The sequence below is a fragment of the Wolbachia endosymbiont (group A) of Gastracanthus pulcherrimus genome, from assembly GCF_964028265.1.
Lineage (GTDB): Bacteria > Pseudomonadota > Alphaproteobacteria > Rickettsiales > Anaplasmataceae > Wolbachia > Wolbachia pipientis.
Genome location: NZ_OZ034763.1, coordinates 418,274 through 442,381, shown reverse-complemented (window position 1 = coordinate 442,381; position 24,108 = coordinate 418,274). Strand labels below are relative to the sequence as shown.

Annotated in this window: 26 protein-coding genes; 13 read left to right on the top strand and 13 right to left on the bottom strand. The window is 35.1% G+C overall.

All coding sequences use genetic code 11. The annotated features are described in order from the left end of the window. Window positions 1-36: 36 nt before the first annotated feature. Window positions 37-821 (bottom strand): IS5 family transposase gene (locus tag ABWU47_RS02355; protein WP_238513981.1). Its coding sequence is split into 2 segments (ribosomal slippage): window positions 37-500 and window positions 500-821, totalling 786 coding nucleotides; the frame shifts between segments, so codons are not numbered across the junction. A gap of 139 nt (window positions 822-960) precedes the next feature. On the opposite strand from ABWU47_RS02355, the gene ABWU47_RS02350 reads away from it, so the two are divergent. Then, on the top strand, window positions 961-1,446 hold the full coding sequence (locus ABWU47_RS02350; protein ID WP_265040884.1) for a TIGR02217 family protein: 486 nt from the start codon (window positions 961-963) through the stop codon (window positions 1,444-1,446). 130 nt (window positions 1,447-1,576) lie between these two features. Here the strand turns inward: ABWU47_RS02350 and ABWU47_RS02345 are convergent, their stop codons facing one another. The 4 genes from ABWU47_RS02345 to purE all read right to left on the bottom strand — a co-directional run bounded on the left by ABWU47_RS02345 (window position 1,577) and on the right by purE (window position 8,462). Next, a complete protein-coding gene (locus ABWU47_RS02345; protein WP_006279249.1) occupies window positions 1,577-2,365 on the bottom strand; it encodes a hypothetical protein in 789 nt (262 codons plus the stop codon). A 245-nt stretch (window positions 2,366-2,610) separates the two neighbouring features. Continuing rightward, window positions 2,611-5,256 carry a 2-oxoglutarate dehydrogenase E1 component gene (locus ABWU47_RS02340; protein ID WP_077188456.1) on the bottom strand — a complete coding sequence of 882 codons (2,646 nt, stop codon included), beginning with the start codon at window positions 5,254-5,256 and terminating at the stop codon, window positions 2,611-2,613. An 889-nt stretch (window positions 5,257-6,145) separates the two neighbouring features. Then, window positions 6,146-7,963 (bottom strand): DNA mismatch repair endonuclease MutL, encoded by a 1,818-nt coding sequence (mutL, locus tag ABWU47_RS02335; protein WP_077188455.1) that lies wholly within the window; start codon window positions 7,961-7,963, stop codon window positions 6,146-6,148. Window positions 7,964-7,970: 7 nt separating this feature from the next. Then, the gene (gene purE, locus ABWU47_RS02330; RefSeq protein WP_006279320.1) at window positions 7,971-8,462 is read right to left on the bottom strand and encodes a 5-(carboxyamino)imidazole ribonucleotide mutase; all 492 of its coding nucleotides are present in this window, start codon (window positions 8,460-8,462) and stop codon (window positions 7,971-7,973) included. 436 nt (window positions 8,463-8,898) lie between these two features. On the opposite strand from purE, the gene ABWU47_RS02325 reads away from it, so the two are divergent. From ABWU47_RS02325 to ABWU47_RS02285, 9 genes are all read left to right on the top strand, one after another. Further along, a complete protein-coding gene (locus ABWU47_RS02325) occupies window positions 8,899-9,195 on the top strand; it encodes a helix-turn-helix domain-containing protein (protein WP_010081926.1) in 297 nt (98 codons plus the stop codon). Window positions 9,196-9,255: 60 nt separating this feature from the next. After that, window positions 9,256-9,663 carry a DNA-directed RNA polymerase subunit omega gene (gene rpoZ / locus ABWU47_RS02320; protein WP_007548528.1) on the top strand — a complete coding sequence of 136 codons (408 nt, stop codon included), beginning with the start codon at window positions 9,256-9,258 and terminating at the stop codon, window positions 9,661-9,663. Window positions 9,664-9,691: 28 nt separating this feature from the next. Then, window positions 9,692-9,937 (top strand): monovalent cation/H+ antiporter complex subunit F, encoded by a 246-nt coding sequence (locus ABWU47_RS02315; RefSeq protein ID WP_007548527.1) that lies wholly within the window; start codon window positions 9,692-9,694, stop codon window positions 9,935-9,937. Between the two features lie 6 nt (window positions 9,938-9,943). Further along, complete coding sequence (gene mnhG / locus ABWU47_RS02310; protein ID WP_006279703.1) at window positions 9,944-10,231, top strand: monovalent cation/H(+) antiporter subunit G; 288 nt, start codon at window positions 9,944-9,946, stop codon at window positions 10,229-10,231. A 1-nt stretch (window position 10,232) separates the two neighbouring features. Next, window positions 10,233-10,760 (top strand): DUF4040 domain-containing protein, encoded by a 528-nt coding sequence (locus tag ABWU47_RS02305; RefSeq protein WP_006279704.1) that lies wholly within the window; start codon window positions 10,233-10,235, stop codon window positions 10,758-10,760. Further along, window positions 10,753-11,172 carry a Na(+)/H(+) antiporter subunit B gene (locus ABWU47_RS02300; protein ID WP_006279705.1) on the top strand — a complete coding sequence of 140 codons (420 nt, stop codon included), beginning with the start codon at window positions 10,753-10,755 and terminating at the stop codon, window positions 11,170-11,172. Before ABWU47_RS02305 ends, ABWU47_RS02300 begins: the two co-directional genes overlap by 8 nt. After that, a complete protein-coding gene (locus tag ABWU47_RS02295) occupies window positions 11,169-11,480 on the top strand; it encodes a cation:proton antiporter subunit C (protein ID WP_006279706.1) in 312 nt (103 codons plus the stop codon). Before ABWU47_RS02300 ends, ABWU47_RS02295 begins: the two co-directional genes overlap by 4 nt. A 138-nt stretch (window positions 11,481-11,618) precedes the next feature. Next, window positions 11,619-13,571: an RNA polymerase sigma factor RpoD gene (rpoD, locus tag ABWU47_RS02290; protein ID WP_012673419.1), complete on the top strand. Its 1,953-nt coding sequence runs from the start codon at window positions 11,619-11,621 to the stop codon at window positions 13,569-13,571. 140 nt (window positions 13,572-13,711) lie between these two features. Next, complete coding sequence (locus tag ABWU47_RS02285; protein WP_010082050.1) at window positions 13,712-14,692, top strand: SGNH/GDSL hydrolase family protein; 981 nt, start codon at window positions 13,712-13,714, stop codon at window positions 14,690-14,692. 175 nt (window positions 14,693-14,867) lie between these two features. Here the strand turns inward: ABWU47_RS02285 and ABWU47_RS02280 are convergent, their stop codons facing one another. The 4 genes from ABWU47_RS02280 to carB all read right to left on the bottom strand — a co-directional run bounded on the left by ABWU47_RS02280 (window position 14,868) and on the right by carB (window position 19,199). Then, window positions 14,868-15,260 carry a hypothetical protein gene (locus ABWU47_RS02280; RefSeq protein ID WP_236717767.1) on the bottom strand — a complete coding sequence of 131 codons (393 nt, stop codon included), beginning with the start codon at window positions 15,258-15,260 and terminating at the stop codon, window positions 14,868-14,870. Continuing rightward, window positions 15,242-15,448, bottom strand: a complete 207-nt coding sequence (locus ABWU47_RS02275) for a hypothetical protein (RefSeq protein WP_077188452.1) — start codon at window positions 15,446-15,448, stop codon at window positions 15,242-15,244. The genes ABWU47_RS02280 and ABWU47_RS02275 overlap by 19 nt, the downstream gene beginning before the upstream one ends. Further along, entirely contained in the window at window positions 15,445-15,660 is a 216-nt protein-coding gene (locus ABWU47_RS02270) for a hypothetical protein (RefSeq protein WP_006279709.1), read from the bottom strand. The genes ABWU47_RS02275 and ABWU47_RS02270 overlap by 4 nt, the downstream gene beginning before the upstream one ends. Before the next feature lie 164 nt (window positions 15,661-15,824). Further along, window positions 15,825-19,199 carry a carbamoyl-phosphate synthase large subunit gene (gene carB / locus ABWU47_RS02265; protein ID WP_006279710.1) on the bottom strand — a complete coding sequence of 1,125 codons (3,375 nt, stop codon included), beginning with the start codon at window positions 19,197-19,199 and terminating at the stop codon, window positions 15,825-15,827. Between the two features lie 138 nt (window positions 19,200-19,337). On the opposite strand from carB, the gene ABWU47_RS02260 reads away from it, so the two are divergent. After that, a complete protein-coding gene (locus ABWU47_RS02260) occupies window positions 19,338-19,511 on the top strand; it encodes a hypothetical protein (protein ID WP_167471214.1) in 174 nt (57 codons plus the stop codon). 124 nt (window positions 19,512-19,635) lie between these two features. Here ABWU47_RS02260 and ABWU47_RS02255 read toward each other — a convergent pair whose 3' ends face one another. Together ABWU47_RS02255 and ABWU47_RS02250 are read right to left on the bottom strand one after the other, a co-directional pair. Beyond that, complete coding sequence (locus tag ABWU47_RS02255; protein ID WP_006279711.1) at window positions 19,636-20,391, bottom strand: SDR family oxidoreductase; 756 nt, start codon at window positions 20,389-20,391, stop codon at window positions 19,636-19,638. Continuing rightward, on the bottom strand, window positions 20,378-21,193 hold the full coding sequence (locus ABWU47_RS02250) for a YihY/virulence factor BrkB family protein (protein ID WP_006279712.1): 816 nt from the start codon (window positions 21,191-21,193) through the stop codon (window positions 20,378-20,380). The genes ABWU47_RS02255 and ABWU47_RS02250 overlap by 14 nt, the downstream gene beginning before the upstream one ends. A 135-nt stretch (window positions 21,194-21,328) precedes the next feature. On the opposite strand from ABWU47_RS02250, the gene ABWU47_RS02245 reads away from it, so the two are divergent. Further along, window positions 21,329-21,658 (top strand): TrbC/VirB2 family protein, encoded by a 330-nt coding sequence (locus tag ABWU47_RS02245; protein WP_077188451.1) that lies wholly within the window; start codon window positions 21,329-21,331, stop codon window positions 21,656-21,658. Window positions 21,659-21,701: 43 nt separating this feature from the next. Next, a complete protein-coding gene (locus ABWU47_RS02240) occupies window positions 21,702-21,914 on the top strand; it encodes a hypothetical protein (RefSeq protein WP_353285741.1) in 213 nt (70 codons plus the stop codon). A 437-nt stretch (window positions 21,915-22,351) separates the two neighbouring features. On the opposite strand, the gene recF is transcribed toward ABWU47_RS02240, so the two are convergent. Both recF and bcp read right to left on the bottom strand, forming a co-directional pair. Beyond that, entirely contained in the window at window positions 22,352-23,449 is a 1,098-nt protein-coding gene (gene recF, locus ABWU47_RS02235; protein ID WP_077188449.1) for a DNA replication/repair protein RecF, read from the bottom strand. 16 nt (window positions 23,450-23,465) lie between these two features. Continuing rightward, window positions 23,466-23,933, bottom strand: a complete 468-nt coding sequence (gene bcp, locus ABWU47_RS02230; protein ID WP_006279715.1) for a thioredoxin-dependent thiol peroxidase — start codon at window positions 23,931-23,933, stop codon at window positions 23,466-23,468. Window positions 23,934-24,108 lie beyond the last annotated feature (175 nt).

Here is a 24,108-nt window from a genome sequence, read left to right as displayed (position 1 = left end):
GAATTGGTATTAGAGGTTGTCCGGAAACAAGTAAATTCAAGCATATTCCCTCTTTAACATAACCCTACTCATAGCTAGGTATATGAAATTCTCAGTGGATGTTGTGAGTAAATCATACTCCTTCGATAGCCTTCTATTCCTATTAACCCAAGCAAAAGTCCTTTCTACAACCCATCTTCTTGGCTGTACTTTAAACCCTTGTTCTCTTGTTGGTAGTAGCTCAGGTGGCGTATCTTTGTGCACCCAAAATCTACATGGAGGCCTTGTAACAATTTCAATATCTATGTCATATTCTTCCTTTATGTGATTCTTTAAATTTCTTCCTTGGTATCCCATGTCAGCCCACATTTTTTTAACTTTAGTATATTTTGTTCTCATATTGTTTAATGCTATTTTAATACCATCTCTATCATTTTCGTTAGCAGCGCCTACGTAACAACCTAGTATAAAACCCTGAGTGTCTGTAATTATATGCCTTTTTCTACCCTTTACTTTTTTACTTCCATCATAGCCTTTGATCCCCCCTTTTCTGTAGTCTTTACAGATTGACTATCTACTATACAGGCACTCGGCTGCTCATTCCTTCCTATTTTTCTTCTACTATATTTTGTAATTTCATAATTCATTTTCTCAAAAATTCCCTGCTTCTTCCATTGCCTGAACTGCTCATACACAGTCTTCCATAGCGGAAAATCATTTGGTAAATACCGCCATTGACACCCTGTACGCAATACATAGAAAATTGCTTCTAATATTTCTCTTTTGCTATACTTTGGCGGCCTTCCTCCTTTCTTGTATGATACTCTGAAGTGTTTTTCTATTCTTGCCTATTCCCTTTCGCTTAGATCTGTTGGATACTTTTTTCTCATCTTTACCCCGTACTAAAATTTCAGATATTATAGCCTTTTACTTGTTTCCGGACAACCTCTAACAACTCACAATGGTTGTGAACAGCGCAACATCAATTGGTCTCATGCACGCACTAGATACAACATAGCTTACGGGGTCAGATCAAACGAGCAGCTACTAGAACTAATAACATTTTTTCATGCACGAAAAGGTAAAGCAATAGGGTTTCGTTTTAAGGATTGGTCGGATTTTATAGCCATTAATCAAGAGATTGGTATAGGAGATAACAAAAAAACGACTTTTCAGCTAATCAAAACTTATGTAAGTGGGGAAGATAAGCATATACGTATGATCAAAAAGCCAGTACATGGGACAGTAAAGATTTATTTAAATGGTAAAGAAGAGAGTGAATATTCAGTAAATTATTCAACGGGAGAAATAACATTTATGAAGCCACCAGTAAAAGATGCGATAATCACTGCGAGCTTCGAATTTGATGTGCCCGTACGCTTTGATACAGATTACTTAAACGCTTCGATTGATGACTATGGAAGCAATAGCTGGAATAATATCCCCTTGGTGGAAGTGAAATTTTAGTTATAAGCGAGCATAGATCCACATCATAGTAGGGCTACTAGTCTACCATAAATTGAAAAATTAAGCACCACTGAGGTTCTATACCTAAATGAGCCTCAGTATATGCAATTATTTTAAACTTTATCACCAGCTATATACTACAATGTTGCTGAGCTTTGCTAACATTTACACTTGAAGCTTGGGGAGATTCTAACTCAGTGCTTTTTTCTTCCTGCAAAATAGAAAGCTTCAACAACTCCTTTAGAGTTGATTTTGCAAGTGTTGTATCATCTTTGTTTAAGATGTAGTCTAGCATGCCGTTTTTCTGTAAGAGATTAACAAAATATCTATCTCCCTCATTAAGAACCTCTATCTTGTTAATACAAGATAATACTAAATCCGAATTCTTTGTTGCTAAAATTCCATTCAAAAAGATATCTAATTTTGTTTTATCTTCAGTTAAGTCTTCAGCTAACCTATTTCTGATATTCTCATTGTCAAACACAATGTACTCGAGGTACGAGGAAGGCTCAATAAGTATAAAGTCCTCTAAAGGCACTAGTTCTGGATAGGTGCCAGCGTAATCAAGTATGCCACACTCAGTAATACACCCTCCTTTTCTTATAACACAGCAATTGAGACGACCATGATACATTGATAACAAAGAAAAAAGACGTATTATACTTGTACCTCTATCTTTCATTTCCTCGAAAAGCTTCCTATCATTTATTAATTTGTGCAAAATGTAATCCATAGCAGGACCTGGTTTGCGGAAATGAAACATATTATTCTCTTCAAAAATGGCCTCAGCTAATTCGATAGATTCTTTATCCTCATCTACGAAAGCTTTTTCATTTCTATTTAACTGTATGATCTCAGCTTTGCTATCTCTGCGTAGACCAGTTCTCCTTATTAACATCTCAAATATTTTTGTATTCATATATATCCTATATTAGTTAAAGTAAATATTAATAATGTTTACTTTTTAAATAAAAATAAATGAAAATTTTAATAAAAATTAATTTTTTTTTAATAGAATAAAAATCTTTTATATTTGCTTGAGTACCAAAAGGGCTTTATTGGTGTAATGCGTTTTCTATTGCGCCTGGCCGCAGCGCGTGATGCAACCGGATTCAAGTGTCAGCTACTTTTATAGCACCACTTCTGCTTCAATAACTGTAAATACTAAGCGATCTGTCTTAAAATCTCCTCTTGTTGCTGAGCATGTACACTAGCATAACCACATGCAGGAGATGCAGCAGCAAGTCTTGCAATGCACTTAGGTCTTTTTGCTTGAATATTGAGATTGGATAACACTTCTTCTATCAATGGGTTGACAAAAAACCATCCTCCCATATTTTTTGGTTCTTCTTGACACCATATAATTTCAGCGCTTTTGTATTTTTCAAGTTCAATACTTAGTTTATCGGCAGGAAACGGATAGAATTGCTCCAAACGTATTACTGCTATATCGTTTATTTTTTGTGCTTCACATATGTCGTAATAAACTTTACCACTGCATATTACAACTTTACGTATTTTATCATTCGAAACTAAATCTGTTCTATATTCTGGAATCACCGTGAGGAATTTTCCTTCAAAGTCAGATAGGTTAGAAACTGCTCTTTTGTGACGCAATAGCGATTTAGGTGTAAACACTACTAAAGGCTTACGAAAGTCTCGATGAATTTGCCGACGTAAAACATGAAAGTAATTTGCCGGAGTGGAGCAATTAACTATCTGCATATTATCTTCTGCACAGAGTTGTAAAAACCTCTCTATACGAGCAGAACTATGTTCAGGTCCTTGCCCTTCATAACCGTGGGGCAACAATAAAACTAGACCGCTTGATCGCAACCACTTTGTTTCTGCAGATGCGATAAACTGGTCGATCATAATTTGCGCACCGTTTGCAAAATCACCAAATTGTCCTTCCCAGAGCACCAGTGAATACGGGGAATCAAGACTATAGCCATATTCAAAGCCCATTACAGCATACTCTGATAAAGCGCTATCTATGACCTCAAAGTGAGCTTGCTTTTCATTTATATTGTTTAGCGGAATAAACGCTTCTTCTGTTACCTGATCAACAAGCCTTGAATGACGGTGCGAAAAAGTGCCACGGCCAGAGTCTTGGCCTGATAAACGCACTTGTATTCCTTCTGTAAGCAGTGACGCAAATGCAAGACTTTCGGCAGTTGCCCAGTCTATATTACTGCCGGAATTTATACTGTCTATTCTGCCATCAAGTATTTTTCTAACCTTATTATTAATGTTAAAGCTACTTGGGATATTGCTATTTATATACACACCTAATTTTTTCAACTCATCTGGCGGAACACCAGAATCTGTATAGTATTCGCTCAAATCGTTCAACCTTGCCCTTCTTAATTTTGACCATACTCCACAAAACCAGTCAGCTTTTTTTGGAGTGTAAGTCACTGATTCAGCAAGACTTTTATCTAATTTTGCCCTGAATTCACTGCATAATTTATTTACTTCATCACCACTTAATACTTTCTCTGCAGTCAATTTTTCTTCATACAATGTTCCAGGAGTTTTATGCTTTGATATCACCTTATACATGAGTGGCTGAGTGAAATTCGGTTCATCACCTTCATTATGGCCATATTTGCGGTAACATATTATGTCAATCACTACGTCCTTTTTAAATTTCTGCCTATATTCCATCGCCAAATTCGCAACAAAACTCACAGCTTCAGGGTTATCTCCATTAACGTGAAACACTGGAGCTTCTATTGATTTTGCTACATCAGTGCAATAAAAAGAGGACCGCGCACAACACGGATTAGCAGTAAAACCAACTTGGTTATTAATGACAACGTGCACAATGCCATCCACCTTATAGCCTTCAATATTGCTTAGGCTCAAGGTTTCAGCAACCACTCCTTGACCGATGAAAGCCGCATCACCATGAATTGATATGCCAAGCACAGATCTTATATTCTGTTTTGCTCTTATTCTTCCAGCCAAAACCGGATTTACCGCTTCAAGATGAGATGGATTAGGGCATAAACTTAAATGTATTTTTTTGCCACCTGAAAGTGCTCGATCAGAAGAATAACCAAGGTGATATTTAACATCACCGGACACCTCAAGACCACTTGGGTGTGCGAGATTGCCTTGAAATTCAGATAGCATTGCCGCATATTCTTTTCCCATAACTTTGGTTAGAACATTGAGCCGTCCGCGATGAGCCATACCAAGAACTACTTCTTCAATACCATAACCAGCGGAATCACTAATAATTTTTTCAATTGCAACAATAGCTGATTCTCCACCTTCGATAGAAAAACGTTTATATCCAGGAAATTTCATATGGAGAAATTGCTCGAACATCTCAGATTCGATCAAGTGCCTCAGTATTTCCTTTTTATCTTGTGAACTCAGCGTATAGGTTTGATTTTCGATCTTTTCCTGCAGCCACACTCTCTCCTCATAAGAGGAAATATGCATAAATTCAAAACCGATGTTCTTGCAGTAAATATCTCTATAGATTCTAGTGTCACCCATAGGAGAGAGATTCGAATATTTCTGATAATCTACTTCCTTATTCACATTGGGTGATAACGGATTAAGATCCGCAAAAAAATGACCGTAAGATCTGAAAAAATTTGCTAAACTAGAAACTGAATCATCCACCTTAGTTGCACGCTGTGCACCGCAGGTCTCCGCTTTATTAACTTCTAAATTGCTTGAAAAAATTCTATACCAATCCTCCCCGATTGATTTATCACCCTGCAAATAACGGCTATACATTTCTTCCACAAATTCTGCATTATCACCATAAAGGCAGCTTAAACTCGACATAATCACTATAAAAAGTATCAAATACTTATAAGTATAACTTAAGTTTTTTAAAAAAGAACTTTTTTAGTTTCTATACGTCATACTGCGATTCATTCGCGGTATCTCTTAACATAGATCCCGCTAACACGTAGCGGGATGACGATTGTCAGGGTGTCATTCCAGCGCGTGACGCTGGAATCCAGTTTTTATTTGCAGCCTACTTGACTCGAAGCTAAGTTTTCTGGATCCAAATAGTCAAGGCACTGGGATGACAAAAAAAGGAGCACTGGAATGACAAAGCTATAGGTTGCAAGCGAGACGTCATACCGCCGCGGCGCTAACAAGAGATCCCGCTAACACGTAGCGGGATGACGGTTGTCGTTTAGCTATAAACATTAAGAAATTTACTAAGCGAAAAAAAAGGCAAAAGAAGCCCCGTGGTTGGCTAATTACTTACATTATACTTTCAAGTATGGCGTTTTTTTATTCTAAACGCTTAATAACCGCGATTTAGCTGCTTTTTAATGCAACTAACCTTTAGTCATAAATGTTTAAGAAATTTACTAAACAGAAAAAAAGACAAAAGAAACGCTAGGGTAGCTAATTATTCACTATCCATTTTTTAAGTTGGCGTTTTTTTATGTTTTAAATGCTTTATAAGCGCATTTTAGCTCATATTAGGTAAAAACCTAGAATTTTATAAAGACATAAGGTGCACATAGTGCAAAAAATTAAACATGAGACGCCAGATTCGTGAGTTTTTTTGTCATTTAATCTGTACAGAGAAGATAAATAAATAGCTTCACTTTCATGATAAGGGGGCTGACGGAGTTTGTCAAGGAAGTTTTTTCGTTTCTATGAGCTACTTGGATGACGAGAAAGGAGCACTTACATATTTATGGCAACCTCATTACCTACGCTCAAAAAGTTTTTCAATATCACTGAGTTTCATTTCTATATAAGTTGGTCTTCCGTGGTTGCATTGCCCGGAATATGGGGTTTTTTCCATTTGTCTCAGCAGCTCATTCATTTCATCTAACCTCATTTTTCTACCCGCTCTAATTGATCCATGACAAGCGATAGTGGCCAATATTTTGTTCACTTTATCTTCTACTGGCAATGTATCTTCTATTTCCGTTAATCTATCGACTATATTAATTAGCATCTCTTTCACATCTATTGCTCCCAAAATTGCAGGGATTTCTTTTACTATCACTTTATTTTCTGATTTGATCTCAATATCAAAACCCATTTCAAATAACTTATCTTTATAAACTTCAATCATCTCCATTCCGGCTTGATTTTTGATTTCAACCGTTTCAGGAAGAAGTAGTTTTTGTCTTTTTACACTTGATTTTTGTTTTAAGCATTCATATACTAGCCTTTCGTGGGCTGCGTGCTGGTCGACTATAATCAATTTGTCTCTTACCTCGGCAATAATGTAAGTATTATAGACCTGACAGCGTGCAAACCCGAGCGGGTGGCTCTCTATCAAATCAACTTGCTCTAACACCTTTTTTTCTAGAACCATAGTCTCCGCTTGTGATGGTAATTTCTGTATGCCGGTATAATCAAACGATTTTGACTGTTCTGATAAGCTTTTTACTCTTTCATTTGGAGAAGCAAATTCTTTTATTAGTTGATTTTCAAAAGGACTTGGCCTTCTTTCATTTTGAACATTAGGTTTATCAAAAGGATCTGGCAATGTTGAATCCATTTTCTGGTCATGCGCTAGAAAGGTGCCTATCCTTCTTGACAATGCTTTAATTAATCCTCTTGTCACTATCTCATATATGAGCTTCTTATTCTGAAACCTTACTTCTGACTTATTTGGATGCACATTTACATCTACTTGATCATAAGGTATCTCTAAATGTAACGCTGCGAAAGGATACCTATCGCTTGGAATAAAATCATGATATGCATACCTAACTGCGCCAATAAGTAGATTATCTTTGATTGGCCTTCCATTAACAAACGTATAGATCTGAGTTGACTTACCACGATTGACGGTCGGTTTACAGATGTGTCCCGTAAGTTTAATGCCGTCTTCTTCTTCATTAATCTCCAGAGAACTGCCCTGAAATTCTTCTTCTACTTCACACAATCTATGAAATAACGAAGTCTGCTTAGCGTATTTTAAGAGCTTTTTATTACCTGAAGTGAGAGTAAACCCTATATGATAGTTAATCATTGCTAGGTTATTTACAATATCAACAATGCTTTGAGTTTCTGCTCTTTCGGTTTTTAGAAATTTTAGTCTATTTGGAGTGGCAAAAAATAAATCTCGTACTTCAATATGTGTCCCTTGTGATAAAGAGTAAGGAATCAGCTCCCCTATTTTCTCTCCACCCTCATAACTTATAGACCATGCTTCATTTGCTTCTCTTGCCTTAGACGATAATTTTATCCTACTTACTGCTGCTATTGAAGGCAGAGCTTCTCCTCTAAAGCCAAGATGCTTGATTTCTATCAACTCATTGTCGCTCAATTTTGAAGTAGCATGGCGCATAAACGCAAGTTCTAAATCGTTTTTTTCTACTCCGTTACCATCATCTGTCACAATAATAAGGTTACGCCCACCACTTTCTATTTTGATATCTATTTCTAAACTTCCAGCATCTATTGCATTTTCCACTAATTCCTTTACTACACTTGCTGGCCTTTCTATCACCTCCCCCGCTGCTATACGGTTTATGGTTTTTGTGTCTAAAAGAATTATTGCCATAGATTTATTATGAAACTGGTTTTTCTTTTACTTCTTTGGTCTGTTTCTCTCTCCACTTTTTTAACCTACCTGCAATTTCACTGTTGGAAATTGACAATATAGATACGGCAGTAATGGCAGCATTATATGCTCCATTTTCTCCTATAGACATGGTTGGAACTGGAACACCCTTTGGCATTTGAACTATAGAGAGTAGACTGTCCAGCCCATTTAATTGTTTACTATGCACAGGAACGCCGATAACTGGTAAACAAGTTAGTGACGCAACCATACCAGGTAAATGAGCTGCACCTCCTGCACCAGCTATAATAACCTTAAAACCTTCTTCTTGTGCAGATTTAGCAAAATTGAAGAGCCTTTCTGGTGTTCTATGTGCAGATATTATGAATATATCATGTGAAACTTCTAATGCTTTTAACATATCAACAGTATGGACCATAGTGGTGTAATCTGACTCACTTCCCATAATAACAGCAACATCTTTTTTTATTTTTGTCATATTCAACACAATTTTACTTACTAACTAAATAATGTTCCAGCTAAAAAGCAACAAATATTTAAATTATATTATAAATATAATATATAGAATTCTCGTTAAAATAGAAATTTTAAAAATTTAAATAAATATTTATATTAAGATATAGAGATATAAACTTCTTATGTAAGATAAATTTATAAAATAATTATTTTTGTATTTCAAGCTTTGTAATCTTAGCTTGTTCTTTCTATAAATGGTTTTTTCAGATAGACTGATGGTAAAATGGTAATTTAAAATTACTAGAAATTTGATAAAAATATTAATATATAATCAACTTAAAGTTTTAAATATTGATATCATATAATTATTGACAAGTTACATGATATTAATATCTTGGTATATTAAATATTATGTTATAATATTTAATAAAGTTAATTGATATGTGAGTGTAAGAATTATGGAAATAATATCATTAAATAACTTAGACAGTGCAGGAATAAAAACAAAGTTGCTTTATATAATAAATAAAATTATAGAAAAAAATGCTTGGACTCAGGCTTTTGCAGCTGAGAAACTTGGTATTGATCAGCCAAAGGTATCGCAAATTAAAAATGGTAAAATAGATGGTTTTTCTTTAGAGCGATTGTTAGGATTTCTAAAAAAACTTGATCATGAGATAACAATCACGATGACAGAAAGCCAAGAAATAAAATCTGAGGCAGAAAAAGTAAAACATGAAGTTGAATCGCAATAGATACAAAGTTGACAACTTGTTTTTTGTGATATAGTATAAAACTTATTAAGGTAGTATCTTATGGCTGAGTCTATTGTAGAAAAGTGTATAGAACGGGTAAGTAACCGTTTCAAATTGGTTCTGTTGGCAAGTCAAAGAACACATGATTTAAATACAGGGGCAAGTAATCCAATTCAAGCAGCTAAGTTTAAAGGTCATAAAAATACCATAGTTTCCTTACATGAAATAGCAGGAAAACAGGTGGATACTCATGAGCTGTTTAGCCTTTTGGTAGGTAGATGCAAGGAATACATGAAAGGAAATATGAATAATGTTTACAGCAGTAATACAAGTAAGCTAGCGAATTTATTAAATTTTTCTGATAACACAGACCTTGATGCAAGTCAAGAAAGCCAAGATTATGAAGTGGATGGTGAAATAGATGATGAAATAAATGATCAAGATGGCGATGAGGAAGTATCCGTTTAGAAATCTACTGAAGTTACATAGTCTTTAAATGATTTGCATTGCTATCTATACACTGTTGTTCTGTATGAGTGTAATGTTGTGTTGCATAGTGTCTAAGTCAAATGATGTGTACAATAAGGTTTTAGCGTTCAATAATTTCTCAACGCAAGTAGTTGTACTTATAACAGCAATATCAATCATTCTGAATAATTTTTTTTTAATTGATATAGCATTGTTGTATGCTAGCGTTAGCTTTATATCAACTATAGCACTAATGAGATTAATGTTGTTTTGATAATTTATGATAGGATCCATTTTCATATTTTTAGGTATTTGTTTGATAATTATTTCAAATATAGGGGTGATCAGATTTCCTGATTTCTATACTAGGTTACATGCAGCAGGTATTACAGATTCTAGCGGTGCAACGTTATTGTTAATTGGTTTTGCTTTGCAGAATGGATTTTCAATCAATACTGTTAAAATAGTATTATTAATTTTTATAATATGGGTAGCTAACTCAACTAATAGCTATATTTTAGCGCGCACTCATTATAAAGTTAAGAAAAAAACTGTTAAAGAAGGCTAAGGTGTTAGAAATATTAAATGTAGTGTTACTTTTGTTGTTACTAACAGTTACGGTTTTTATAGTTTTCTCGCGACATTTAGTCGTAAGTGCTGTTCTAATGTGTGTATTTAGTTCACTGATTGCGCTTATACACTTAATTATGAATGCACCTGATGTTGCAATTACTGAAGCTTCTGTTGGTGCGGGGCTCAGTACAGTTTTTACGTTTGCAGCACTCTCCTTGATAAAGAATCATAAAGTAAATCTATCTCATAACCCTATAACGCTTTTTTTTATGTTATTTCTGGCTGTATGTTTGTCATATTTTATGATTCAATTGCCAGATTTTGGCAGCCACAATGCTCCGATCCACTTGCATGTTGCTCCTTATTATGTGGAAAATACCGAAAAAGCTACCGGTATTCCTAATATAGTGACAGCTATTTTGGCAAGCTTTCGTGGTTATGACACGTTTGGAGAAACTATAGTAGTTTTTACTGCTGCGCTTTGTATAACGTTGATATTAAAAGAAGAAAAAGAAAATGATTAAAGATCCGATATTAAATGCAGTAACATTTTTGATGATACCTTTTATCATTTTATTTGGTTTATACATACAATTTCACGGTGATTACACTCCGGGTGGAGGTTTTCAAGCAGGAATAATTATTGCCTCCGGGATAATATTATATTCAATGCTATTTGGTGTATCTACAACTCTAAAAGCAATACCTTATTCTGTGATTAGATTGACTAACGTGTTAGGTATTTTAATTTATGGAGGAACGGGCGTTGCAACAACTTTACTTGGCCAAAATTTTTTATCTTATGATATCTTGTTAACCAATAATAGAACCGGTCAAAAATTAGGTATTTTTTTGGTGGAATTAGGTGTAGCATTTACTGTCTGCTCCTCTATGTTAATTATATATATAAATTTTGCTCGTAGGAAAAAACAATGACTTTATATAATTATACGATTATTATTGTATTAATGGTGCTAGGTTTATATATTATTATAAACGATAAAAATTTAATCAAGAAAATGATAGGGGTAAGCGTCTTCCAAGCATCTGTTTTGTTATTTTACATATCTCTAGGATATATAAAAAGTTCCTTGCCTCCTATATTGGTTTCAAATTTTTATTCATATAGCAATCCTATACCCCATGTTTTAATGCTTACTGCTATAGTGGTTGGAATTGCAACATTTTCAGTTGGATTATCCATAGCAGTAAAAATGGAAGAAAAGTATGGAACAATCGATTAAGACAAGTGTACATAAATTAACAGTATCTTAAACTATATGAAGTAACAAATAGCCACAAGTTAAAAGTAAAATTATAGACTTGCTCGTTGTAAGTTTGTTTGTTAATAAGAAATAAAGTTATAAACTATAAAGGTAATGATGTCAACTATTAATGATGCAGAAGATAAGAAAAAAATTATCAAAGATCTGGTAACTAAGAGTATAAAAAAGGGTGGTTTTATCACCTTTGATGATATAAATGATAAATTATCAGATGAAAATTTTTCGTCTGACTTTATAGATGATGCTATATCTTTATTGCAGGATTCCGGAATTAATGTGCTTGAAAGTAGCGAAGATGAAGAAGATATTCCTTCCAACAGTGATGATAGTAAACTTGATGATGATGACACATCGCCAAATGTTACTGCAACTTTAGTACAAAATGATGATCCAGTGAGGATTTATTTACAAGACATGAGCTCCGTAAAGCTTTTATCAAGGGCAGATGAAATCGAGATAGCAAAAAAAATTGAATCTGAAAAGCATAACATGTTACGTGCAATAATTGAAACATCAGTAACATTAAAGGTGATAAAAGTATGGCGTGATGATTTAAGTAATGGAGCTCTCTTACTGAGAGAAATTATAGATCTGGATGCAATTTATAACTCTGATTTTAATGTGGTACCCAAAGAAGAAAGTGAAGAGAGTGAAGAAAGTGCTGAAGATGTTGAGGATTCTGAGGATGTTTCTGAAGATGCTGAGTACTGTAGTGATGATGAGAAAGATAGTAAAAAAAGTGATGATGAGAAAGACGGTAATAATGAAGATATAAGTTCAGTCAATTTAAATGTTTCTATTCTTGAAATGGAAAGTGACTTATTGCCAAAGGTCATAGTTGCATTGGATGAGATAATTACTTTAACAAATGAAGCGTTGATATTAAGAAAAAATTCTAAAAATTTCTCTAATGAGCTAGAAAATTTGTATAATCAAATATGGTCTATAGCATTACAAATTAAGTTAAGTGATGCTGCTGTTGCCAGAATTACACAAGAACTTTATAAGATAAATAGATCCATTACGCTTGAAGAGGCTAATCTTATTGCTGAGGCTAGAAAATACGATATCGATAGAGAAAGTTTCTATAAAGTTTATGATGACGTGCTTTTAAAGCACGAATTGAAAAAGATAAGTCTTTTAAAGATCAATGAAAATCAGTCCTCTTTTACAGGTGAATTAAAAAACAAATTTTTAAGGTTTATAGACGATAACTCTGAACATATAGCTAGTACCTTGAACGGTATTAAGCAGCATATACAGGAAGATAACGTACAAGAATTTAAGGAGCTAATCAAGAGAATACAAAAACACGAACGAGAAGTCTCTGAAGCAAAGCAAGAAATGATTAAGGCTAACTTAAGGCTAGTAGTTTCCATTGCTAAGAAGTATTCAAAAAGAGGCCTTGATCTGCTTGATTTGATACAAGAAGGCAATATTGGTCTTATGAAGGCCGTGGATAAGTTTGATTACAAACGTGGATATAAATTTTCAACTTACGGCACTTGGTGGGTAAGACAATCAATCACTAGAGCAATACCTGAGCAGTCTAAAGTAGTTAGAATACCAGTTCATATGGTGGAAATTATCAGTAAAATCAACAGAGCATTAAGAAAGATGACTCATGAGATGGGAAGAGAGCCGACGTTAGAGGAGTTGAGTGTAGAACTGACAATGCCACTGGAAAGAATACGCAAAGTTATGAAAATAGCAAGGGATCCAGTAAGTCTTGAAGCTCCAACAGGAAAAGATGATAGTAGTACCTTTGGTGATTGTATAGAAGACAAGCGAGTCTCCAGGCCAGAGGATGCTGCAATACTTGCTGACTTGCGTGGCATTACAACCAATGTTCTTGCAACTTTAACACCAAAGGAAGAAAGAATTTTAAGAATGCGTTTTGGCCTTGGTAAAGATGGGAAGGAACATACCTTAGAAGAAGTAGGAAAAATTTTTAATGTAACACGTGAGAGAATTAGGCAAATAGAGGCAAAAGCACTGCGCAAGTTGAAACATCCAAGCCGTGCTAGAAAACTTAGAGGGTTCTTTTAAGTATACGTGTCAAGTTAAGAAAAAGCTGATTTTGCCCGGAAAAAGTGGAGAGCAAGTTAGGCCAAAGTTGTATAATTTCACCGCTATTTTTCTTTTTCTATGAATCTAATGAAACAACATGCTAATCTACGGTAAATATTATGACAAACAAAAATGACAATTCTAATTCAAAGTATAGAAATTTTTATGTTCTGGGTGATAGCTTATCCGATAATGGCGCAATCATTGGAATTTTAAATAATTTATCCTTTGCAAAAAGCGTAAAATTTGATGATCCTTTTTATCAAGGAAGATCTTTTAGCAATGGCCCTACTGCTGTTGAATATATAGCAAAATATTTAGATTTAGATGAATTTAAACCTGGGTGGAGTTATTCATTTTTTGGGAGATGCCACGAACAGCAAGGTCAGAATTACGCAGTTTCATATGCAACAGCATCTGAAATTTTTGACCCTATTTTTTCTTATTTCTTCAATAAATTTCGTTTAGCTAACCAGCTAGATGCGGTAATTAAACATCATCCAGATATAGGTAAAGAAGATTTATTTTGCATCATAATCGGCGGAAATGATGTTATGGTTGCCACTGCTTATGACGATACTAAAGCGGAAGAAGTGTTGGAACAAGCAGTGAGTGAAATATGTAATGCACTTAAGGTTCTAAATGAACATGGTGTTAAGCATGTAGTTGTTGCAAATGCACCTGAAGTTGGCTCAATACCAGCTTTTAATAGAGATGAAGAAGCAAGGGAACTAGCTACAAAGCTCACGGAGAGTTTCAATGCAAAACTGGCTAAAGGCTTAGATTATATGAAGAAAAGTACAAATCTTGAAATAAAAGCATTTGATCTTAACTCTAAAATGAGAAGTATGTTTAGCGAATACAAGAGCAAAGGTTTAAATTGTCAAGATGCATGCACATCGAACATTGCAGACCAAGTTGGGAGATTTAAAGAAAATATAAAAATACTCTTAAAGTTGATATTTAAAGGGGAACTTGACGTTCACTATAACCCTGGGTGTAGCAAAGAAACACTAAAGGATTATTTCTTTTTTGATTATTTCCATCCAACTGCGGAACTTCATCATGAAGTTGGTAATGAAGTGTATGAGTTGATTTGACACAGTTTTTTTGAACATATCCTTTTAAATAGTAACCAGACTGCATTCTGTGATTTTTAGCAAAACACGATCTTTCATTTGAGCTTTCTTCAATTTAAAATAAATACAGAAAATTGCTGCCTATAGCTAAACTGACTTAGATTTACCGACAATTTGAAAAACCGTCATCCCGCTACTATATAGTTATTGATATATATTTTCTTTTAAGCTCTTGGTTTTGATCGATAAATGTAATCATTTCATCTTCTAAAGTTTTAATTTGATTACGTAAAATTGCAAGAAGTTCCTCTATTTGTTTGATTATAGATGTATCAGTTACCTGTTGGATTTGGGTTTTTTGTATTTTTGCTATTTCTACAAGTTGGTTTCTACGAGATAATTTTTGTTTCAAGCAATCAATATTACCATTACTAACTGTTAAAGGAGTAACACGCATATCTGTATTATTAATATAACGTGAGATGATACTGCAGTCTGTTTTATCAGTTTTTGTAGTAATACCAAGGCTTTTAGCATAGTCTCTCCCACCTTGGTTGAATGACGTACACCTCATAAAGTATAGGCACATAATTTTTCGTATCCACCAGTTGCCTCAAGACCAATTTTGGTTACATTATGCAAACGTAAAAAGTCCAGCATTTCATCAATGGATTGTACATTGTTTTCAAATATTTTATAATGCTCAAGTGGGTGAATGTGGAGATCTAATTTACTTTTGCTAACATCAATGCCAGCAATAATGTTTGATGAATTCATAATTCCTCCGTAATAATAACATATACTGCATTTTCCAGCCTTATATACGAGCCTAAAAGCTCAATCAGTTGTTCGGAACTTTCAGTATAATAAACCAGAGAAGAGAACCTTGCTGAACAACGATTCTTATAATCAAGGGGCGTGACGGTTCCTCTTCTCTGTGTGTCTTTAATATCACTACTTTGATATTTATAAAGACTTGTTCTTAACATATAAGGGAAGTGTCCTCTAGGTAAGATTGTGGAGTATTCGTTGTAGCATTTGGCTGTTCAATTACGCTAGTTGATTCTTTAGGTATACTATTTCCTTCAAAATTTCCATCTTTTTATTATGTTCTCTTTAGCATTTTGAGAGTGAATTATTCTAGTTTTGATATTTAACCGTTTTGTATCTGCTGTAATGATTTCACTTCCAATTTGCTATTCTTTACATATTGAATTGCAAGCACTAACGCTTTACTCCCAGAAGCTGTGGTACTGTAAGCTATATTTTGCAAAATAGCAGTTCTCCTGATATCTTTGCTATCTGAAACTGATTTCACACCTTTTGAGGTATTGATCACTAGATTTATTTTTCCATCTTTGAGCATATCAACTATGTGGGGTCTGCCTTCTCTCACTTTATTTACAGTTTGTGCAGCAATGCCATTATTATTCAGATAAGAAGCTGTACCTTTGGTTGCATATATTTCAAAACTCAGTTCTTTCAACATTCGTACAACAGGCAATATATACTCTTTATCATCATCTTTTACTGAAACCAGAGCTGTTCCTTCTGTTGGTAACTTGTATCCTGCAGCCATGTGCGTTTTTGCAAGTGCAGCTTCAAATGATGAGTCAATTCCCATCACTTCTCCTGTTGATTTCATTTCAGGACCAAGTAGAGTATCAATTCCCGAAAAACGCGTGAATGGAAAAACAGCAGCTTTAACTGCAAAATGATTGAAAGGCTTGTTTTCCTGATTCAATTTTTTACCCAAAATAACCTGAGTGGCAAGCTTTGCAATAGGAATATTGATTACCTTGGAAATAAAAGGAACTGTGCGACTAGCCCTTAAATTCACTTCAAGTATGTATACATCACTAGACCTCTTGCATAACTCGATTTCTGAAGGCAATTTTGTCGTCAAAGCTTGTCTGCGCTCCTCAAATACATTCGAGTATTCTGTGGTGCTCATCTGCACTTTTCCTAAAGATTTCTCATCACAAACAGGTTCTGCAAGAGGTCTATTCTCTTGAACAGCAAACTGAATGTTTATCAGACCTTTCACTTTTAATGCTAATGCTATTCTCTCAGTTTGGAGCTCGATCTCTTTTATTACTTCGTCACTCAATGTATTTGTCGGTATTGAGCATGTTGAATCGCCAGAATGAATACCAGCTTCTTCAATGTGCTCCATGACCGCTGCAATGAAAACTTTTTCCCCATCACATACAGCATCAACGTCAACCTCAACTGCATTGACTAAAAATTTATCAAGAAGCAGCGAACCATGCTCAAAGATTTTAGTTTGATCTAAGACGTACTCTTTAAAGCTCTGAGTATCGTGTCTAATCGACATGGATTGACCACCGAGGACATATGATGGCCTGACTACTAGTGGAAACCCCACCTTTTCTGCATTGGTTAACGCTTCTTCTACTGAATGGCAGATAGAACTTTCAGGTTGTTTTAAATTAAGTTGCAAAGCAAGATTTTTAAACCTCATGCGATCTTCTGCAAGGTCAATAGAATCAAACGAAGTTCCCAGAATTTTGAAACCTCTCTCGTTAAGCACTTTGGCTAACTTTAAAGGTGTTTGACCACCTATTTGAACTATTACACCAACCAGTGTGCCATTTTCTTGCTCTTTGCTTAGTATTTCAAGCACATCCTCTGCAATCAGTGGGGCAAAATATAAACGATCAGCGGTATCGTAGTCAGTTGAAACAGTTTCTGGATTACAGTTGATCATTATTGTTTCATACCCCATTTCTTTGGCGGCAGAAGCTGCATGTACGCATGCATAATCAAATTCAATACCTTGACCAATGCGGTTTGGACCACTTCCTAAAATGACAACCTTTTTTCGGTCAGAAATGTCCGCTTCGCATTCTGTCCTATTTGTAATGTTTCCCTCATAACAGCCATACATATAAGCAGTGCTCGATTCAAATTCAGCTGCACAGGTGTCTACACGCTTATAAACTTGTTTGATGCCAAATTTTTTTCTTGTTTCTTCGATTTGCTCTACTTTCTTATTGCTTAATTTCGCCAATCTTGCATCTGAAAATCCCATTTTTTTCAGCTCTAACATTTCATATGCAGTTCCAGGGAGGCCGTTTTCCTTGATTTTTTGTTCAGCCAAGATGATTTGCTGTATATTCTGCAAAAACCATAAGTCATAACCTGTAATTGAATTTATTTCTTCTATGCTAATTCCGTGGCGCATTGCGTCAGCAGCAATCAGTAATCTGTTTGGTAGCAATTTTGCTAATTGAGATTTTACGTGATCAATATCAATGTTCTCAGGAAACACTTCATCAAGTCCTGTAAGATCAGTTTCAAGTGAACGAAAAGCTTTCTGCAGTGACTCATTAAAAGTGCGGCCTATAGACATTACTTCTCCCACTGATTTCATGGAGGTTGATAGTTCACAATTCGTTCCTTTAAATTTCTCAAACTCAAATCGAGGAATTTTAGTGACGATATAATCAATCACTGGTTCGAATGCTGCTGGTATTATTGGAGCACAGTCGTTACGTATTTCGTCGAGCGAATAGCCAATAGCAAGTTTAGTTACAACTTTTGCAATAGGATAGCCTGTTGCTTTCGAAGCAAGTGCAGAAGAGCGAGAAACCCTTGGATTCATCTCAATCACAACGAGGCTTCCATCTTCTTTAGGATTCACTGCAAATTGAACATTTGCACCACCGGCACTAACATCAATTTCTCTCAGCACTGCTATAGATGCATTTCTCATTTGTTGATATTCAGCATCACGCAGAGTCAAAGCAGGAGCAACCGTAATACTATCTCCGGTGTGCACTCCCATCGGATCAACATTTTCTATCGAACAGACTATTATGCAGTTATCTTTACAATCGCGGATAACTTCCATTTCATACTCTTTCCAGCCGATAATTGATTCATCTATCTGAACTTCATTTATTGGCGAAATTTTGAGAGCACTTTCTGCGATATTGAAAAACTCCTCTTTATTATATGCTATGCCACTACCTGCACCACCAAGAGTGAATGATGAACGAATGATTGCTGGTAATCCAACGTAATCCAAAGCCTTTTTTATTTGTTCTTGATTTTTTATAATGATACTTTTGGGGTATTTCAGTCCTATTTTATCCATGGATTGGCGGAATAACTCTCTATCCTCTGCTTTTTTTATTGCTTCTCTATTTACCCCCATTAATTCTACGTTGTATTTGTCTAACACTCCATCATCTGCAAGTTTTATTGCACAATTGAGCGCTGTTTGCCCACCCATTGTTGGCAATATTGCGTCTGGCCTCTCCTTAATTATAATTTTCTCTATGATTTCAGGCAGTACCGGCTCAATATACGTCGCATCAGAAAACTCAGGATCTGTCATTATAGTTGCGGGGTTGGAGTTAACCAAAATGACTTTATAACCTTCGCTTTTTAATACTTTACAGCTTTGCGTTCCGGAATAATCAAACTCGCATGCCTGACCTATAACTATTGGGCCTGCTCCTATTACTAATATAGATTCTATATCTGTGCGTTTCGGCATAATTACAATAACGGTCTCTATTCAAGTAATGTTACCAATCTTTCCTGTATATGTGAATTTTTATTAAACCTATTAGCTAATTACTTTTAGGCTTGACGCATAACTGTACGAACATTGCAATTTGCGTGGCAGATTCCAGTGCTTGACACACAGCTGTACAAACATTCATTTTTGAAGGTAAATTGCACAGCAAATGATGTCATTCAAGTAGCTGACACTGGTTCCTTTATGACGGCAGTGCCCAGAGGTGTCATCCCAGTCTGGGATCCAGAAAACTTAACTTTAAATAAGTGGCTGCATAATAAAGACTAGATTCCAGACTGGAATGACACCATAGAGGCACTGGGATGACATCCTTCCTAGTGGAGATTACTCTCAAATCACAATGTTCATACAGTTGTGGGCTTAACGGTATCTTTGCAGATACTATGGTAATTTATTCGGGAGATTTGCTGAGCGGTAAGATTTTTCCTGATATGCTGCAGTCTTCAGAAGCTAATTCCACAAATTTATCTGTTAGTTTATCAGGTGACACCAATTCAGATCCAGGAAATGCCTGCTCACTACCCACAGGTCCTTCCGTGTATACAGCATTTACACATAATTTTGTATGTTTTGTCTCAGATGCATATATCTGCACCATTATTTCTAGTGCAACTTTACTTGCAGCATACGGCATCCAATATGGATAAGAGGAAGGAGAAAGTGTCACTTCTGAGGTCATGAATATCGCTCTTCCAGCATTAGACTTTTTTAGCATTGGATCTAAGTTTTTTAGTAAGTACCAATTGGCAGTAAAATTTGTATTCATTACGTTCTGTAGCTCTTCAATCTCACAGTCATGAATGGGGTTCAGTTTGCCTAAAATTCCAGCACACGCAACTAATATATCAAGTGCTCCAGATTCTGATAATTTCAGGCTTTCTATCATGTTTGTCAGTATCTTTACATTCTCAAAGTCTAGAAGATCAAGCTGAATTAGTTTCACAGAGCCTTCTTTAAATTCTTCAAGCTCTTCAATTTCATTATATAGTGGCTTGAGATTATCAAGAGATCTTGAAATCAGAATCACACATGCACCTTCTCTTATAAACCTTTTTGCAACAGCAGAGCCTATTCCACCTGAAGCTCCGGTGATTAAAGCTACTTTACCTTCTAACTTACCCATTTCTTTCTCCTTAGCGAGATCCATTGAAATATTTTAGCTGAAAATTGAATTTTGCTCCATATATAAAAATCAAACTTAGCATATAAAAAAATAGTAATGACACTACCACACCACCTAAACTTCCATATATCAAATCCAGTTGGTCAAAGGAAGCTTTTAAGTATTGCTTAAAAGCTGAAGCAGAAATCGTCCAAAGAATAACAGCTACACAAGATCCAGGAAATACGTCTGATAAATTTTGTTTTATGTTTGGTAACATAAAATATAGCCAAGAGACTACTGTGAAAAGTACAAATTCAATAAGTAAATACCTAGTATAACTTAGCCCCTGATAGGAAAAATCAATTAGCATTGGTACTAGTGTAGAAAACACTATAGTTAGAGTTATAATAAGCGTGATTACTAAAAATTGTAATATACTTAGTACTCTTCTTAATATATAAGGCGGCGAAACCGGAACTTTATAGGCCTTATTGAGTATTGTTCTAAGCCCTTCAATTGTCGATGAAGCGGTCCAAACAGCACCTACAATTGCTAAAGTTAGTAAGCTTTGCGGCGGGCCTGATATTATCTCCCTAATACGCGGCATCAAAGATGATAAAATATCCTGTGGCATGTTATCAATGATAAATACCCAGCCAATGTTGTACTGGTCTAAAAAATTTGCGAATGTTGACGCCACAGCCATTAAAACGATGAGAAAAGGAAATATTGATAACAGAATTAAAAATGATAAATACCCTGCATGCTCCACTCCATCATTATGAATTGTGTCAATCAAAGCACGATAAAGGCAATAAACGATGCTGTAAAATTTCTGTAGCACTGTAATATAAACGAACCAAGAAAAGTATTCTAAATGAAATAAAGGATACTTTTAAGCAAAAAATCCTCACCATTTACTTAAACTTAATCAATGTGATAGATAATCAAATATGAAACAGAAATTATCGGAGGCATAATGAAAAATTTTCTTCTACTTGTAGCTTTAATTCTCTCCTTTGCGTTTGATGCAGGTGCTCCTCCTACAAGTACTACTTTTGTTGATACAAATGATACAACATCATCGGTGATATGCAAGATAATAGGCTATACTCATGGCATAGGTGGACCAATGATCACAATAGTGATAATTGGTGCAGCGTTGCTTGCAATATTCGGCAGAATGCCGTGGCCAGCGCTTTTTGCACTCGGTGCATTCACTGCTGTGTTTTTTGGCGCTCCTGTAGTCGTTTCAAAAATAACACCAGGAGGTGTGATTTGTAAAGACGGTGCAGTAGCAAATAAGTAATAGAAATTGTTGGAGGCACAAACGTAGTTTTCTTTACTTGAAAGTGGTAAGTTTTACCACTTTCAGTGTCTATGACTACCTAATAAATTCTCTTTCTGTAATCATATCAGTTAAAGTCTGGATTCCAGCGCCACGCGCTAGAATGACAAGGCTTATCGTCATGCCGCCGCATACCGTCATACCGCGATTCATTCGCGGTATCTCATCAGCTAACAAGCAGCAGGATGACGGTTGTCGTTTAGCTATAAATGTTTAAGAAATTTACCAAATGAAAAAAAAGGCAAAAGAAGCCCCATGGTGGTTGGCTATTTACTATGTACTAAAATATCGGCGTTTTTTTATTCTAAAACGCTTGATTAAGAGCGATTTAGCTGCTTTTAACTTGCAACTAACCTACACCGCAAGTGTTTAAGAAATTTACTAAGCAGGAAAAAAGGCAAAGAAACCCCGTAGTAGCTAGCATTCAAATTCTCCCTTGTCAATTTGACGTTTTTTGCTGTCTTAAACGCTTTGTAAGCGCGTTTCGGCTTATATAGGTAAAAACCTAAAAATTTTTAAAGACATGCGATGCACGTAGTGCGAAAAATTAAACATGAGACGCCAAATACCCTAAGTTTTTTGTCATTAACCTGCACAGATTGCGAAGATAAATAAATAGCTTCAGTTTCATGATAAGAGGGCTGGCGGAGTTTGTCAAGTAGGTTTTGCATTTAATTCATTTGATAATTCAAAAAACTTGAAAGAATAAAGATAGCTATTGAAATTATCTTGATTTACATCAGTTATCCAAGTTTGACATTGAATACTTAACACTTCCTCCATTAACGCCTTTCTGTAATGTTTATCCAGATGAGACATTATATCATCAAGTAGAAGAAGTGGTGCCTTATTGTAATGAATACACCTTGCTTTTACACTGGATAAAATAATAGAAAGCAGTAATAACTTTTGTTCTCCAGTGGAGCACAGATTTATTGGTACGTTTCTTTTTTGACAAAAAACCCGAAAATTATCGTTATGCACACCAAAGGTTACTCTACCAGTCAATGAGTCTTTTTCTCTGTTTTCCTTTAGACGATTCTGAAAATATTCTGCAGTATCGTTCAAAGTTAGCTGGCTGCTGAATTTCAAACTTGCCTTCGGAAAAAGCTCACTGGAATGGTTATCAATTGTGTCTTGTAGTGTCTTTAAAACAGACGATCGCATACGTAAAATACTAACTGCATTAACGGCCATTATGTTTTCAAGACTAGAGAGCCAGTTTTTGTTCAAAATGTTCTCCCTCAATAGTTTACTTCGCTCATGTTTAGCTTTTCTATATTTCATGTAGCAGCAAGTGTAATTTTCCTCAAACAGTGAGACTATACGGTCTAAAAATTTTAATCTGTCACTTGGAGAATTAAGAAGAACATAGTCCATTTGTGGAATCAGCCATATTACATTGGATATCTTATACAAAGATGAATAACTCGATTGCGTTTTTCCATCAATTTGTATTAGTTTCTTATCAAAACTCTTTGCGATACCAATTGAATTAAAATCCATTCCATTAAAAAAATCATAGTGCACTATCCAATCTTCATTACTGAATCTATTTTGTATCTCACTGGCTTTTGCTTTTTTCATTCCATTGCTTTTAGCAAGCAACGAGATTGCTTCAAGTATATTAGTTTTACCAATACCGTTTTTGCCAGTTATTACAACTGAGCTATCATCTGAATCCAGTTCAAAGTTTGAGTGGCTACGAAAATTATGTAATTTCAGCTTTTTTATGTAGCAATGGGTAGCCATTAACCTATTCTTTAGTTTATATTCTCTTTACTTCTTCCAGAACCTCATCAACATGTCCACTAACTTTTACATTTTTCCAGATCTTCACTATTTTACCTTTTTTATCTATTAAAAAAGTAGTGCGTTCTATTCCCATATACTTTTTGCCAAACATACTTTTCTCTACCCAAACACCATATTTTCCCAACATTTCAGCATTCTCATCAGAAACTAAAGAAAACGGCAGAGAATATTTTGCTTTGAAGTTAGTGTGACATCTAACACTATCTTTTGATACACCAATTATCACTGTGTCAAGGAAAGAAAAATCATCTATTTTATCTCTAAAGCCTTTTGCCTCCATTGTACAACCCGGAGTATCGTCTTTAGGATAAAAATAAAGAACTACATTTTTTTTATCAAAAAATTCACTCAGTGATAAATTTTCACCAGAATCTGTTGGTAAGCTAAAATCGGGTGCATTATTTCCTACTGCTAATTCCATACCTTGCTCCATTAATAACACTTCTATCTATAGTAGTATATTGTAGTCAGAGTATCAAATTTTATATATAGCTAACAGATAAGATTCTTGATGGGGGCTTATTGATGAATTTCTGCCTACCTTCTCGGCTTGCCGCTTTTGATAAAGTGTGGTTTTCGTCTGATGTAAGGCCATA

Excerpts from the sequence above, each read along its gene's own strand:
- rpoD (WP_012673419.1), top strand. The coding sequence starts at position 11,619 with ATGTCAACTATTAATGATGCAGAAGATAAGAAAAAAATTATCAAAGAT.
- ABWU47_RS02295 (WP_006279706.1), top strand. The coding sequence starts at position 11,169 with ATGACTTTATATAATTATACGATTATTATTGTATTAATGGTGCTAGGT.
- mnhG (WP_006279703.1), top strand. The coding sequence starts at position 9,944 with ATGATAGGATCCATTTTCATATTTTTAGGTATTTGTTTGATAATTATT.
- ABWU47_RS02285 (WP_010082050.1), top strand. The coding sequence starts at position 13,712 with ATGACAAACAAAAATGACAATTCTAATTCAAAGTATAGAAATTTTTAT.
- ABWU47_RS02300 (WP_006279705.1), top strand. The coding sequence starts at position 10,753 with ATGATTAAAGATCCGATATTAAATGCAGTAACATTTTTGATGATACCT.
- purE (WP_006279320.1), bottom strand. The coding sequence starts at position 8,462 with ATGACAAAAATAAAAAAAGATGTTGCTGTTATTATGGGAAGTGAGTCA.
- ABWU47_RS02315 (WP_007548527.1), top strand. The coding sequence starts at position 9,692 with ATGATTTGCATTGCTATCTATACACTGTTGTTCTGTATGAGTGTAATG.
- ABWU47_RS02280 (WP_236717767.1), bottom strand. The coding sequence starts at position 15,260 with ATGTGCCTATACTTTATGAGGTGTACGTCATTCAACCAAGGTGGGAGA.
- ABWU47_RS02275 (WP_077188452.1), bottom strand. The coding sequence starts at position 15,448 with ATGAATTCATCAAACATTATTGCTGGCATTGATGTTAGCAAAAGTAAA.
- ABWU47_RS02340 (WP_077188456.1), bottom strand. The coding sequence starts at position 5,256 with ATGTCGAGTTTAAGCTGCCTTTATGGTGATAATGCAGAATTTGTGGAA.
- carB (WP_006279710.1), bottom strand. The coding sequence starts at position 19,199 with ATGCCGAAACGCACAGATATAGAATCTATATTAGTAATAGGAGCAGGC.
- rpoZ (WP_007548528.1), top strand. The coding sequence starts at position 9,256 with ATGGCTGAGTCTATTGTAGAAAAGTGTATAGAACGGGTAAGTAACCGT.
- mutL (WP_077188455.1), bottom strand. The coding sequence starts at position 7,963 with ATGGCAATAATTCTTTTAGACACAAAAACCATAAACCGTATAGCAGCG.
- ABWU47_RS02325 (WP_010081926.1), top strand. The coding sequence starts at position 8,899 with ATGGAAATAATATCATTAAATAACTTAGACAGTGCAGGAATAAAAACA.
- ABWU47_RS02245 (WP_077188451.1), top strand. The coding sequence starts at position 21,329 with ATGAAAAATTTTCTTCTACTTGTAGCTTTAATTCTCTCCTTTGCGTTT.
- recF (WP_077188449.1), bottom strand. The coding sequence starts at position 23,449 with ATGGCTACCCATTGCTACATAAAAAAGCTGAAATTACATAATTTTCGT.
- ABWU47_RS02345 (WP_006279249.1), bottom strand. The coding sequence starts at position 2,365 with ATGAATACAAAAATATTTGAGATGTTAATAAGGAGAACTGGTCTACGC.
- ABWU47_RS02270 (WP_006279709.1), bottom strand. The coding sequence starts at position 15,660 with ATGTTAAGAACAAGTCTTTATAAATATCAAAGTAGTGATATTAAAGAC.
- ABWU47_RS02255 (WP_006279711.1), bottom strand. The coding sequence starts at position 20,391 with ATGGATCTCGCTAAGGAGAAAGAAATGGGTAAGTTAGAAGGTAAAGTA.
- bcp (WP_006279715.1), bottom strand. The coding sequence starts at position 23,933 with ATGGAATTAGCAGTAGGAAATAATGCACCCGATTTTAGCTTACCAACA.